Origin of the sequence: Methylocystis sp. IM3 (assembly GCF_038070105.1) — a bacterium.
GTDB lineage: Bacteria > Pseudomonadota > Alphaproteobacteria > Rhizobiales > Beijerinckiaceae > Methylocystis.
Window position 1 is genome coordinate 3,103,319 of record NZ_JBBPBZ010000002.1, and the last position, 12,747, is coordinate 3,116,065.

Annotated in this window: 13 protein-coding genes; 6 read left to right on the top strand and 7 right to left on the bottom strand. The window is 65.6% G+C overall.

The genetic code is table 11. From position 1 onward, the window contains the following. Positions 1-12: 12 nt before the first annotated feature. Positions 13-1,080, bottom strand: coding sequence for a WcbI family polysaccharide biosynthesis putative acetyltransferase (locus tag WOC76_RS17110; protein WP_341105143.1), 1,068 nt, complete (start codon positions 1,078-1,080; stop codon positions 13-15). A 160-nt stretch (positions 1,081-1,240) separates the two neighbouring features. Between WOC76_RS17110 and WOC76_RS17115 the strand changes: the two genes are divergently transcribed. From WOC76_RS17115 to WOC76_RS17130, 4 genes are all read left to right on the top strand, one after another. Beyond that, positions 1,241-2,305, top strand: coding sequence for a GSCFA domain-containing protein (locus tag WOC76_RS17115; protein ID WP_341105141.1), 1,065 nt, complete (start codon positions 1,241-1,243; stop codon positions 2,303-2,305). 28 nt (positions 2,306-2,333) lie between these two features. Beyond that, on the top strand, positions 2,334-2,762 hold the full coding sequence (locus tag WOC76_RS17120; RefSeq protein ID WP_341389134.1) for a DUF1772 domain-containing protein: 429 nt from the start codon (positions 2,334-2,336) through the stop codon (positions 2,760-2,762). Between the two features lie 32 nt (positions 2,763-2,794). Further along, the gene (lpdA, locus tag WOC76_RS17125) at positions 2,795-4,207 is read left to right on the top strand and encodes a dihydrolipoyl dehydrogenase (protein WP_341105136.1); all 1,413 of its coding nucleotides are present in this window, start codon (positions 2,795-2,797) and stop codon (positions 4,205-4,207) included. A gap of 84 nt (positions 4,208-4,291) precedes the next feature. Further along, entirely contained in the window at positions 4,292-4,876 is a 585-nt protein-coding gene (locus tag WOC76_RS17130; protein ID WP_341431512.1) for a hypothetical protein, read from the top strand. 4 nt (positions 4,877-4,880) lie between these two features. Here WOC76_RS17130 and WOC76_RS17135 read toward each other — a convergent pair whose 3' ends face one another. Beyond that, the gene (locus WOC76_RS17135) at positions 4,881-5,009 is read right to left on the bottom strand and encodes a hypothetical protein (RefSeq protein ID WP_341105132.1); all 129 of its coding nucleotides are present in this window, start codon (positions 5,007-5,009) and stop codon (positions 4,881-4,883) included. A gap of 238 nt (positions 5,010-5,247) precedes the next feature. Beyond that, complete coding sequence (locus WOC76_RS17140) at positions 5,248-5,856, bottom strand: L,D-transpeptidase (RefSeq protein ID WP_445730610.1); 609 nt, start codon at positions 5,854-5,856, stop codon at positions 5,248-5,250. Between the two features lie 258 nt (positions 5,857-6,114). On the opposite strand from WOC76_RS17140, the gene WOC76_RS17145 reads away from it, so the two are divergent. Further along, positions 6,115-7,044: a histone deacetylase family protein gene (locus tag WOC76_RS17145; RefSeq protein WP_445730609.1), complete on the top strand. Its 930-nt coding sequence runs from the start codon at positions 6,115-6,117 to the stop codon at positions 7,042-7,044. A gap of 84 nt (positions 7,045-7,128) precedes the next feature. On the opposite strand, the gene ykgO is transcribed toward WOC76_RS17145, so the two are convergent. The 4 genes from ykgO to WOC76_RS17165 all read right to left on the bottom strand — a co-directional run bounded on the left by ykgO (position 7,129) and on the right by WOC76_RS17165 (position 12,024). After that, the gene (gene ykgO / locus WOC76_RS17150) at positions 7,129-7,254 is read right to left on the bottom strand and encodes a type B 50S ribosomal protein L36 (protein WP_036283477.1); all 126 of its coding nucleotides are present in this window, start codon (positions 7,252-7,254) and stop codon (positions 7,129-7,131) included. A gap of 91 nt (positions 7,255-7,345) precedes the next feature. Next, entirely contained in the window at positions 7,346-9,532 is a 2,187-nt protein-coding gene (locus WOC76_RS17155; RefSeq protein ID WP_445730608.1) for a TonB-dependent receptor, read from the bottom strand. A gap of 158 nt (positions 9,533-9,690) precedes the next feature. Beyond that, positions 9,691-10,422, bottom strand: a complete 732-nt coding sequence (queC, locus tag WOC76_RS17160; protein ID WP_341105126.1) for a 7-cyano-7-deazaguanine synthase QueC — start codon at positions 10,420-10,422, stop codon at positions 9,691-9,693. A 45-nt stretch (positions 10,423-10,467) separates the two neighbouring features. Then, positions 10,468-12,024, bottom strand: coding sequence for a sensor histidine kinase (locus tag WOC76_RS17165; RefSeq protein WP_341105125.1), 1,557 nt, complete (start codon positions 12,022-12,024; stop codon positions 10,468-10,470). Positions 12,025-12,135: 111 nt separating this feature from the next. Between WOC76_RS17165 and WOC76_RS17170 the strand changes: the two genes are divergently transcribed. Then, positions 12,136-12,747, top strand: coding sequence for a glutathione S-transferase family protein (locus WOC76_RS17170; RefSeq protein WP_341105124.1), 612 nt, complete (start codon positions 12,136-12,138; stop codon positions 12,745-12,747).

Genomic DNA, 12,747 nt, shown 5'->3' on the forward strand with positions numbered 1-12,747 from the left:
AAGCCTCTCCCCTCAGAGCGTCGGCAGGCGACCCGCCTTCAGATTCTCCCGCGCGAGGCCGACGAGCAGGTTCTTCGTCTTCTCGTCGGCGAGCCAGGCGTCGACGCGCGGATTGCCGAGACGCGCGGCGCCTTCTTTTTCATAGGTGCGGAAACAGGCCGCGAGATATTGCGGCAGCGTGAGGAAATCGCCCACGTCATTGGCGAGATGGTGATTTTGCAGCTTGAACAGATAGCCGCCCTGCACGCCGAAGTGTTTCGCGATCGGCGGATAGACCGGAAAAATCTCGGCGCGGGCGAGATCGTGGATCTGATAATAGCTGAAATCCGTGGCCGGCGGCTTCAGCCCGACCTTCTCCCACATGATCTTCGCGATATCGAAGAGCACGTAATGCATGGGATGCACGAGGCTGAACATGAAGACGCCGCGGCGCGACCACTTCATCAGCTCCGTCGAGAGATCGACGTCGAAATCCCGCTTGGTGGTTTCGAGCAGTTCGCGCGCCGCGTCGTTCCAGATGTCGAGATAGCCCGCCGCCTGAAAGACGTTTTCGTTGAACAACGCCCGCGTCTCGTCGAGCGACAGGCCCGCCCGATAGCCGAAGACGGCGATCGCCGAATGATAGGGGCCGAGCGGCCCGAAGATGAAGCCGTGCAGCGGCTGCGTGGGGTCCTGGATGTAAATGAGATCGGGATGAAAGGCCGCGAAGGTCACGGCCGGCAGCCGCGTCACGCGCGGCAGGCGCTGGCGCAGCTCGGCCGAATCTCCCGGCCCGCGCAAATGACCCGAGAGGAACTCGTGGGAGAAGACGTAATCATAGGTTTCGAGCGTCTTGACCAAGAGATCGAAATTGGCGAAGCGCGAATGCCCGATCGCCGAGAAATGATGGACGGTGGCGCTCGGGTCCATGACCTTCATCGCATAGGCGACGCCGAACGCCTGGCAATTGCCCATCACCGCGATGCGCGGGCCGGTGGTGCGGATCTGGCGCCCGGTCAGCTTGGCTATGCGCGGCTCGATGGCGTACTGGATCCAGGACTTGAAAATCTGCTTCTCGATCTGGGAGAACATTTGGGTCATTCACCGGCCTTGCCGCCTGGGCCGCGTCGTCCGCCGGCCTGCGGCTGGTGACAAGCGGCGGCGCCTTCGTCTATGGTCCGCTCACGAGCGATGGCGCGCCACAACAACACGCCAAGCGCCATCCGTGACTTGATTCACACCGCGATCAGGAGTTTGCCCCGTGGCGGACAATCCCTATAGCTCCCTACCCGACCATCGCTTCTGGCGCAAGGCTGTGACCGGTCTGCCGCCCTTCGCCATCGATCCGCTGATGTCGACGCCGTTCAAGATCGCGCGCGAGGATCGCGTGGCGACGGCCGGAAGCTGCTTCGCGCAGGAAATCGCCCACCGCCTCCAGACGAGCGGCTACACCTATTATCTCGCCGAAAAGCCGCCGCAGGGCATGTCGGCCGAGGAGGCGCTGCGCCGCAATTACTCGATGTATTCCTGCCGCTACGGCAATATCTACACCACCGCGCAGTTCCGCCAGCTCCTCGACCGCGCTTACGGCGATTTCAAGCCGTCGCTCGATTACTGGAACAGCCCGGACGACGGCCGATTCGTCGATCCCTTCCGCCCGCGGATCGAACCTGAGGGCTACGCCACGCTGGAGGACATGCGGGCCGACCGCGAGGGTCACCTCGCCGCCGTGCGCCACATGCTCGAAACGATGGACGTCTTCGTCTTCACTTTCGGGCACACGGAGACCTGGCGCCACAAGGCGGACGGCGCGATCCTGCAACTCGCGCCAGGCGTCGCCGGCGGGACGTGGGACGATAGCGTCTACGAGTTCTACAATATGACGGTGAGCGAGGTCGTCCGCGACTTCCTCGCCGCCGTGGACCGCATCCGCGCCGTCAATCCGAAAGTGCGCATCATTCTCAGCGTCTCGCCCGTCGGCATCATCGCGACCTATGAGGACCGGCATGTCGTCGTATCGAATACGGCGGTGAAGTCGATCCTGCGCGCGGCCGCCGACGAGGTCGTGCGGGCGCGGCCGAACATCGCTTATTTCCCCTCTTACGATCTCGTCAACGTCTCGCCGAACGCCGGACGCTTCTATCGGGAGGATACGCGGCGCATCAATTCGCACGGCATCGACCGCACGATGAAGATGTTCTTCGATCACTTCACCGACCGCGCGCGCGAAGAGGAGGCGGTGCGCGCGCTCAAGGTCGATGTGGCCGCCGAGGCCGAAGCCAACGCCCGCGTCGTCTGCGACGAGGAAGCAATCGAGTCGGCCTGAGCTTTTCACCTCATACAAGGATTGCAGGATGATCATTGGTTCGCTTGCGCTCGCGGCGGCGGGCGCGTTCACCGGCGCGTCTCTTTACGTCAATTATGTCGAGCAGCCCGCGCGTCTGGCCTTAAGCGACGACGCGCTCATCAAGGAGTGGGAGCCCTCCGATCATCGCGGCTTCCTCCTGCTCGCCGGATTGGCGGCGGCTGCCGCAATTTTCGGCTTCATCGCCTATCGCGAGCTCGATGATCTGCGCTGGCTCTTCGGCGCCCTCGTCATGCTCGCCTCATGGCCCTACACCTATTGGGCGATCGTGCCGCTCAACAACCGCATCCTGGGCCTCATCGGGGCCGATGCGGCCCATGAGGCCCGCAAGGTCATCGACCTGTGGGGCCGGCTGGAGCTGGGGCAGACCGCGATCGGAGTACTGGGCCTCGCGATTTTCGTCTGGGCGGCGGGCTGACGCTTCGGCGCCATTTTTGAAGAGCGGCGTTCATGACCTATGATCTCGTGGTGATCGGCTCCGGGCCGGGCGGCTATGTCTGCGCTCTGAGGGCGGCGCAACTGGGGCTGAAGACAGCCGTTGTCGAGAAGGACGCGACCTATGGCGGGACCTGCCTGAACGTCGGCTGCATCCCCTCGAAGGCGCTGCTTCACGCCTCGCATATGTTCGACGAGGCCGCCCATGGCCTTGCGCCGCTCGGCGTCATCGTCGATCCGCCCCGGCTCGATCTCCCGGCGATGATGAAGCACAAGGCCGACACGGTGGGCGCCAATGTCACTGGCGTCGCCTTTCTCTTCAAAAAGAACAAGGTCGATCCCTATCGCGGGGTCGGCCGCCTCGCCGGTCCCGGCAAGGTCGTCGTAACCGGGCCGGACGGCGCGATCCAGACTCTCGAGACGAAGAACGTCGTCATCGCCACGGGCTCGGCGGTCGCGCCGTTGCGCGACGCGTCGGGCGCCGACATCCCCATCGACGAGAAGACGATCGTCTCCTCGACCGGGGCGCTGGCGCTGGAGAAGGTTCCTCAAAGGCTCGTCGTCGTCGGCGCGGGCGTCATCGGCCTCGAGCTCGGTTCGGTCTGGCGCCGGCTCGGCGCGCAGGTGACGGCGATCGAATATCTCGACCGCGTGCTGCCCGGTTTCGATCTCGAAGTCGCGTCGCGCTTTCAGAAGGTTCTCGAAAAGCAGGGCTTCGCCTTCAAGCTTTCCTCCAAGGTCACGAGCGTCGCGAGCGGGGGCGAAAGCGTCGTCGTCTCCTATTCTTCCGTCGATGGCGCGACGTCCGACAAGATCGAGGCCGATGTCGTGCTGATCGCCACGGGCCGCATTCCTTATACGCAAGGGCTCGGGCTCGAAGAGGCGGGCGTCGCGCTGGAGCGCGGACGCATCGTCATCGACGCGCATTTCGCGACCAACGTCCCCGGCGTCTACGCCATCGGGGACGTTGTGCGCGGTCCGATGCTCGCCCATAAGGCGGAGGACGAGGGCGTGGCCGTCGCCGAAATTCTCGCGGGCCAGGCCGGTCATGTAAATTACAAGGTCATTCCGGGGGTCGTGTACACTTCGCCGGAGGTGGCTTCCGTCGGCGTCACCGAGGAAGAGGCAAGGGGCCAAGGGCTGAATGTCGCGATCGGCAAATTCCCCTTCTCGGCCAATGGCCGCGCGCGCTCCATGCGGGAGACCGAAGGCTTCGTGAAAATCATCGCCGACGCCGTGACCGACCGCGTGCTCGGCGTTCACATTCTCGGCGCCGGCGCCGGGGAGCTGATCGCGGAAGCCGCCGTGCTGATGGAGTTCTCCGGCTCGTCGGAAGATCTGGCGCGCACCTGTCACGCCCATCCGACCATGTCGGAAGCAATGAAGGAGGCGGCGCTGGCGGTGGCGAAGCGGGCGCTTCACATCTGATCGCCCAGACCTTGGCGCTGTCCGCCTTTGCGCCTACATGCTGCTCGAGACGGCGGCGCCCCGCCAGCTGGAAGGAGCGACGGCATGGAAGGCCCGGAAGTTATGGATCGGCTGAAGTCTCTTCTCGGCCGCATGTTCTGGTTGACGCTCGCGATCGTTTTCCTGATCGAGGCCTGGATATGGGACCATGTGCGGGACTGGCTGCGCCAGCTCGAACGGGCGCTCGGGCTGGAGCGCATCGAGCCCTGGCTTTCGGATCTGGTGGACCGGCTGTCGCCGCCGATGACGCTGGCGCTGTTCGCGGTTCCGATGGTGGGCGTGCTGCCGATCAAGGTCGCGGCGCTGGCCCTGCTGGCATCAGGTCACGTCTTTCTCGGCGTTCTGTTCATCTTTTTCTCGAAGTCGCTGACGCTGGGCGTCGAGGCGTTCCTCTTCGACATCTGCCGCGACAAACTCCTGCAAATGGCGTGGTTCGCGCGGCTCTATTCGATCGTCATCGAGATACGCGACTGGTCTCTGGCGTTGGTAAGGCCCTTGAAGTTGCGCGCGATGGCCTCTTTTGCACGTGTACGCGCCAGGGCCGTCGCCATCATGGGAAAGAACGGCGGGGTTTTCCTGCGCCGCGCCGCTCTGTTGCGGAACGCTTTGCGCCAGAAGCCCCCCGCCTGAACTCTTATTCGCAGACCGCGTAGCCGAAGCAGAAATCCTCGTCGCTGTCCGCAGGCTTGATCATCGACGCGGCGCTCGCGAAGCTCACCGCCAGCAGAAAAGCTATAATCCCAAAAATAGCGGCTTTTCTCATTCTTCCCTCCCGCCCTGTCTCGTCGCAATCAACTTGGGTCGCAATGCTCCCGACGGCCCCGTCCCGGCGTCTCTTGCTCAGCCGGACGAGAACGCCCGGATAACGCCGTGGTCGCGCCTCCGTTCCGTAAATATTCGCCAAGCTTGCAAAAATTATTGTGGACGCCGCGCTGCTCGTTCAGCGCAAAAAAGCCCCTCCCCGCGCCGGGGAAGGGCTCTCCGAATGCAAATTCAGGCGCTTAAATCACAACGACAGGCGTGCCAACCTTGACGCGGTTGTAAAGGTCGATCGCGTCGATGTCCCGCATCCGGATGCAGCCGGAGGAAACGCCCTGGCCGATCTTCTCGGGCTCGTTGGTGCCGTGGATGCGGTAAAGCGTGTCCTTGCCGCCCTGATAAAGATAAAGCGCGCGCGAGCCGAGCGGATTGTCGGGACCGCCGGGCAGGCCGCCGGCGTCTGCCGTTGGCTGGAGATGCGGCCAACGCTCGAGCATGTCCTTGGGCGGAACCCAACGCGGCCATTCCTGCATGCCGCCGATATAGGCGCGACCGGTCCAGCCCATCGCCTCCTGCCCCGTCGCCACGCCGTAGCGCACGGCCTTGCCGCCGGGCATGATGTAGTAAAGGAAATGCGACCGGGAATCGACGACGATCGAGCCCACGGGCTCATTCGTCTTGTAATCGACGAGGTAGCGGTCGAACTCCGAACTGATCTGAGCCTTGGGGGCAAGGGCCAGAAATTCCGCGTCGCGCGCTGAGAGTTTGGGGTCAGGCACCCGAACGCCGCTGTAGCAGCCCGCCAAAACGAGTGCGGACAGCGAAATCGCAGCCATAGTCTCCCACTTCATCAGCACGCTCCTCTCCGCCGCAAGTCCCAATTCTTGAAAATCCCTTACCACGAACCCGCCGCCCATAGTCCGCTTTCCGCCCTGCTATCGCCAATAATCTTGGAGGTGTTGCGCGAGCGCCACGGGAAGGCCCCCCCGTCCGCGGCCGCCTCGGGAACGGGGAGGCCGAAGGACCGTCTTCCATTTTTCATGGACATTGGCGAAAAACAGCCCAATAAAAGGCGGTCCGCGGGTGGCGGCCGGTAAAGCGGCGAGCTGGTGAAAACCCTTCTCTTCACACATGCGAGCGGCCTCGCGCACGAGATGGGTCCGGGCCACCCGGAGCGCCCCGATCGGCTGCGCGCGATCGAGCGCGAGCTCGAGGGGGAGGCCTTCCAGTTCCTCAGCCGCGTCGAGGCCCCCGCCGCGCCCTTCGAGGCGCTGCTGCGGGTGCATCCGCAGGAGTATCTGTCGGCGCTCCAGGAGGCGCAGCCGCGGGAGGGCTATGCGGCGCTCGACAGCGACACGGTGATGTGCCCCAGGACGCTGGAAGCCATCTGGCGCGCTTCCGGCGGGGCCGTGGCGGCCGTGGACGAGGTGATGCGCGGCGCCGCCGACACGGCCTTCGTGGCGGCGCGCCCGCCGGGCCACCACGCGGGCGTCCGCAATCCGATGGGCTTCTGCTTCGTCAACAATGTCGCCGTCGCCGCGCGTCATGCGCAGGCCGCCCATGGCGCCGAGCGGGTGGCGATCGTCGATTTCGACGTGCATCATGGCAATGGCACGCAGGATATTTTCTGGTCCGACGACAGCGTGCTGTTCTGCTCGACCCATCAGGCGCCCTTCTATCCCGGCACCGGCGGCTACAACGAGACCGGGGAGCACGACACGGTCGTGAATGCGCCGCTGCGCGCCGGCTCGACGGGCGACGTCTTCCAGGAGGCGCTGGCCGAGCGCATCCTGCCGCGCCTGCGCGACTTCGGCCCCGATCTCATTCTCATCTCGGCGGGTTTCGACGCCCATGAGCGCGACCCGCTGGGCGGCCTGCGCCTCACCGAGCAGGATTTCAGCGAGGCGACCAAGCGCCTCATGGATGTCGCGGACAGAAAATGCGGCGGCCGGATCGTGTCGCTGCTCGAAGGCGGCTACGACCTCGAAGGCCTCTCCCGCAGCGTCTCGGCGCATGTGCGCGCGCTGATGGGGGCCTGAGCGGCGCGATCGAAAAACACAAAAAACCGCGAGACGAGACGTCTCGCGGTTTTTGAAATGGCTCGAAGGGCTGGGCGGGGGCTTTTAGCCCTGGCGGGCCTTGTAGCGCTTCTGGACCTTGTTGATGACGTAAACGCGGCCCTTGCGGCGCACGATCTGGTTGGCGCGGTGGCGCGAACGCAGGGACTTCAGAGAGTTGCGGACTTTCATCTTTCTATCCTCGGCAATAGAACACTGGCCGGGGATAACGCCCAGCGCCTCGTTGGCGACGCCTATGCCAAATTTCGCGCCGCGGATCAAGCTAAAACAGGATATTGACGAACATCCGCAGATTGGCCCCCGGCAGCAGGACTTCGTTCTTGCGGAAAGAGACGCTGTTGCGGATGTCCGCATTGAGGAGATTATTGCCGGCGAGGCCGAGAGTCATCTCCCGGGCGACCGGGTGGCCGGGGGCGAAGGCGATGCGGTAGCTCAATTCCGCCTTCAGCAGATCATAGCCTTTCGTGGGCGTCTCACCTGTCTCGGCGATCGCGTTCTGCGCGAAGGCGTGCAGCAGATTGACCCGCGCGACCCACTGGGCGTCGCGCCAGACGAGGCCGCCGCCGAGCCGCGCCGGAGGGATGCGGGGCACATTGCCGCCGCCCGTGAAGCTCGCCCGCACCACGTCGAACTGGCTCTCGACGCCGAGGGTCCCGCCCGCGAGCGGCGCGAGATCGATCTGGCTCTGGAATTCTGCGCCTCTAAAAACCGCGTCGCGCTGCGCATAGAAGGCCTGCGCCAGATCGCCGCCCTCGCCCAAGGGCGTGCAACTTGCGGCAAGAGCCGCGCAGCTCTCGCCCGTGAGATTGCGAAAGATGAAATCATCGAAGCGCGTATAGAAAAGGCTGCCCTCGAAGCGCAGCCCTCCCGTTGCGCGGCGCAGGCTGAGCTCGAAGGTTTTCGCGCCCTCGATGTTCAGCCTGGGGTCGCCGATGTCGAATGTGCCGGTCGCTTCGTGCGGGCCGCGGGAGAAGAGCTCGGCCGCCCGCGGGGCGCGCTCCGCGTATAGCGCCGTCAGACTCGCGGTCATGTCGCCCGGCAGGTCCTGCAGGAAACCCAGCGCGCCGCTGACGGGCGTGAAGGCGCGGCTGCGCGGGAAGGAAACGCCCGGGTCGATCCGCGAATCGGGCATGGCCCCGAGAATTTGCGCATGTTCGACCCGGCCGGCGAATTGCAGGCGTTGCGCCGGGTTGAAGATCAGCTCGTTGAACAGGAAGCCTGCGACGCTTCTCGTGCGGTTGGGATCGAAGAGCCCGCCTTCCGCGCCTGACGCCGTCAGGGCCTGATGGGCGCCCTGGAGCCCGAAGGAGGTCTCGAGCGTCCCGAAGGGCAGCGCCACCGGCTCGAGCAGCGTCTCGACCCGCGTCTCGAGCTCCTGATTGGTAAAGGTCTGCTGGGCCCCGTCCAAGCCGTCGGCGAAGGCCATTTCATTGTGCCTGTAGTCCCCGAGGCCCACCCAGAACCTTATGGCGCGCACATGGCCGCCGCGGGGCCGCACTTCGCCCTTCGAGGCGATGCGCGTCTGGCGCATGTCGATCCGCGCATCCGCCTCGCTCGGCTCTACGCCGGGGATGTGGTAGCGGCTGGCGAATTGCGTCACCGAAAAGCCGACGCGTCCCGCGTCGAAGAGATAGGTTCCGCCGAGCGCGGCCGAGCCCATGCGCATCGCCGAATTGGGCTGGCGTCCATAGACCGGCGGCGGCGGATCGGGCGGGAAGAGATAGGGATAGGCGGGGATGGCGTAATCGCCGGCGCGACGGCCAGCGACATCTGCATGGACGAGAAAGGCGCCGCGCCCCGCGTCGAGCAGGGTGGCGTTCTCCAGCGCGCCGTCGACGGTAGAGGCGGCGGCGCGAGTTTCAACCGCCGCGCATCCCGACTCGCGGAACCGGACGGCGTCGTCGCAGGGCGGTCGGTCGGGAATGCGGTTGTTTTCGACGTTCACGACGCCGCCCATGGCGGCGGCGCCCCAGCGCAGGGTCGCGGGGCCGCGGATCACCTCAAGGCGATTGGCGCCCAGCGGATCGAGCGGGACGCCGTGGTCCTCGCCCAGTTCCGAGACGCCGCTGGCGGCGACGCCGTTCTCCTGAATCCGGACCCGGTAATTGTCGAGCCCGCGCACCACGGGGCGGCTCGCGGCGCCCGGCGCATAGCTCGACCCGGTGACCCCAGGCTTGTCGAAGAGCACGTCGCCAAGCGTCGCGCCGGGCAGACGCCGCAGCGCCTCTCTGGAAACGACCAGAGTCGAACCGATCTGGTCCGCCACGATGGGCAGATCGTCTCGCAGCGCAACCGGCGGGGCGGTGGCGGGCAAAACCGGCGCAGCGGCGGGACGACGTTGCGCCGTGGCGCTTTGCGCTTTTGCGATCTTCGCTGGTGGGCGGCGCTTCGCGGCGCCGATCTCGATCGCTGGCAGCGCCTGCTGGGCATCCGCCAAGCCCGGCGCCATCGCAAGGAGCGCCGCGACGCCAAATCTCGAACCCCGTGACGCGGACCCGGCGCGCGCGGCGCTCCTCTCGGCTCCGGCAGAGACATCGCGCAACAGCAAGGCGCTCACCCATGTAATGTTATAACATGCACGTTATAACATTTTATGGTCTCAGCCGGTCAAGTCTCCGCCTCGGCCGAGAATTTTTGCCATCCGGCCGCGCGCAGCTTGCAGGCGGGGCATTCGCCGCAGCCATGGCCCCAGTCGAAGCGGCGGCCGCGCTCGCCGAGGTAGCAGGTGTGGCTTTCCTCGACGATGAGCTCGACCAGCGCAGAGCCGCCCAACTCCTTGGCCAGCCGCCAGGTCGCGGCCTTGTCGAGCCACATCAGGGGCGTGTGGATTTCGATTTCGGCGGCCATGCCGAGACAGAGCGCGCGGTTCATGGCGCGAATGGCCTCATGGCGGCAGTCGGGATAGCCCGAATAATCCGTTTCGCACATGCCCCCGACCAGATCGGACACGCCGCGGCGATAGGCGAGCGCCCCCGCGAAAGTGAGAAAGACGAGATTGCGCCCCGGCACAAACGTGTTGGGCAGGCCGTCCTCGCGCAGGGCGATTTCCGCGTCGCGGGTCAGCGCCGTGTCAGAGATGGCGCCGAGCGCCTCGAGGGACAGCGTATGATCCTCGCCGAGCCTCTGGCGCCAGAGCGGCGAGATCGCCGCGAGGCCGTCGCGCAACTTCTCGCGCTGGGCGAGCTCGATGCGGTGGCGCTGCCCATAGTCGAAACCGACCGTCTCCACACGGGCGAAATGGGCGAGCGCCCAGGCGAGGCAGGTCGTCGAATCCTGTCCGCCCGAAAAGAGCACCAGAGCGGCGGAGTCGGGAGAAGGATGAGCGTCGTGGGATGTCATGGCGCGCGAGCCTAGACCAGTTTTGCGCCCGTCAGAAGTCCGGCGTCAGGCCGCCGGGCGATTGGCGCCGGCGTCCTTGCCTCGCTGACGACCTGTCGTATCGAACCTTGGCAGAGCGTTCATGACGCGTTGCGGGGGGAAGATGACGATCGCCTGCGTGCCCTCGCGCACCTTCGACCGAAGCATGAACTGCCCGCCATGGAGCTCGACGAGCCCCTTGACGATCGGCAGGCCGAGGCCGGAGCCCTCGTCTGCATTCTTCTGCGCCAGCGCCCCCCGGCCGAAGGAGGACATGACGACGGCGATCTCCTCCTCGGGAATGCCCGGACCCGTGTCGGTGATGGCGATATATTGGCCGCCGGCGCTGGTCCAGCCGACCTTCAGCGTCACCTGCCCGCCTCGCGGCGTGAATTTGATCGCATTGGTCAGCAGGTTGAGGATGACCTGGCGCACCGCGCGCTCGTCGGCCCAGATGCGCGGCAGGCTGGGCTCGACCGCCTCGATCAGCTCGATGTCCCGCTTCTCGGCGCGCAGGTTGAGAAGATGACGGCAATCCTGAGCGATGGCGATGAGGGAGACGCTCTCCTCCTTGAGATCGTAGCGCCCCGCCTCGACGCGCGAGAGATCGAGAATCTCGTTGATGAGCATCAGGAGATGCTGGCCGCTCGCATGAATGTCTGCGGAATAGTCGCGGTAGGCGGGATTGGCGTGGGCGCCGAACAGCTCGCTTTTGAGCACTTCGGAAAAGCCCAGTATGGCGTTCAGGGGCGTCCGAAGCTCGTGGCTCATCGTTGCGAGGAAGCGCGACTTGGCCAGATTGGCCTCCTCCGCGCGCCGGCGCGCCTCGTCGGAATTGGCCTTGGCCTGCTCGAGCTCCGCGATCAGTTCGTTCTTCTCGGCGCGGACGAACAGGCTCTCGGAGGCGAGATGATGGAAGCGTCTGGCCAGGCTGTAGAAAAAGAACTGCGCGGACGCGACCATGGCCAGCAGGGCCACGAGCGTCTCTGCGGCGCCGCGATTGATGAAGGCGACATAGGCGACAGCCGTGATCGAACTCGGCGCGATCGCCGCGTAAACCGCGGCGGGCACTGTCGCCGTGATCATTGTGTTGAAGGCGGAGGAAAGCAGGAGCATGACCACGACGAGCGTGCGTGCGTCCGGATTCTTGACGCTGAGCAGCATCGCCGCATAGCCGGCCCAGACGGCGCCATGCAGGAATTCGGCCGCCATGAATTTGGTCCGCCACTCCCTCACGGAGACCCTGGAATCCTCCAGGCCGCGCAGGCTCCTCGCCATGAAGCGGCAGAGGATCAGACTCGAAAAAGCGAGCGCGATCCAGATGAGCATCCTCTGGCCGGGAACCCAGAAACAGGCGAGAAGCGCCATCGCCAGAATGAGCCATGCCGCAAAAAGCGTCGAATTGTCTCGCGTTTCCGCGTAGGCGCGCAGCAGCTCGAGATCGGCGCCCCGGCGGCCCGTGTCGGAGGTCGTCAGGCGCTCGCGCGCCTCGCGCAGGCGCGCGCCCATGCGGCGCTTGCGGGTCGCGGTCTGCGGGTCGAGGCCGCGGCCCCGTTCGATCATCTCGGCGGTGACTTCGCTCATGCTCACACTGCGGTGAAACGACGAACAGGGACTCTGCGCTCCAAATCTTAATGACACGCTCAAGCTGCGGTTCGAATTGAACCTGGCGCCTTTGCGATGGTAGGAGTCCTCATGCTTCTCTACGACACGCCGCGCGCGCCCAACCCCAGGCGCGTTCGCATGTTTCTCGCGGAAAAGGGCGTCCCTGTCCCGATCCGCGAGATCGATCTCATGGCGTTGGAGCACAAGGGCGACGATTACGCTCGCATCAACCCGCTGATGCGCGTGCCGGCCCTCGTGCTCGACGACGGCGCGGTGCTCACCGAAAGCGTGTCCATCTGCCGCTATATCGAGACGCTCTATCCCGAGCCCAACCTTTTCGGCCGCGACGGCCGCGAAGCGGCCTTCGTCGACATGTGGCAGCGGCGGATGGAGTTCGAGCTGTTCATGCCGGTGGCGCACGCCTTCCGCCACAGCCATCCTCGGCTCGCCGCGCTGGAGCAGCCGCAGTTTCCTGAATTTGCCGAAGCGCAGCGCGCGCGGGCGGGCGGCTCGATGCGCTGGCTCGACGGCGAGTTGGCGGAGCGCCGCCATGTCGCGGGCGAGGCCTTCACCATCGCCGACATCACCGCCTTCGTCGCCCTGGAGCTGACGCCGCTCGCCCGCCTCGACATTCCCGAGGAGCTGGCGCATCTCGCGCGGTGGCGCGCGGATGTGGGGGCGCGGCCGAGCGCGGCCGCGTGA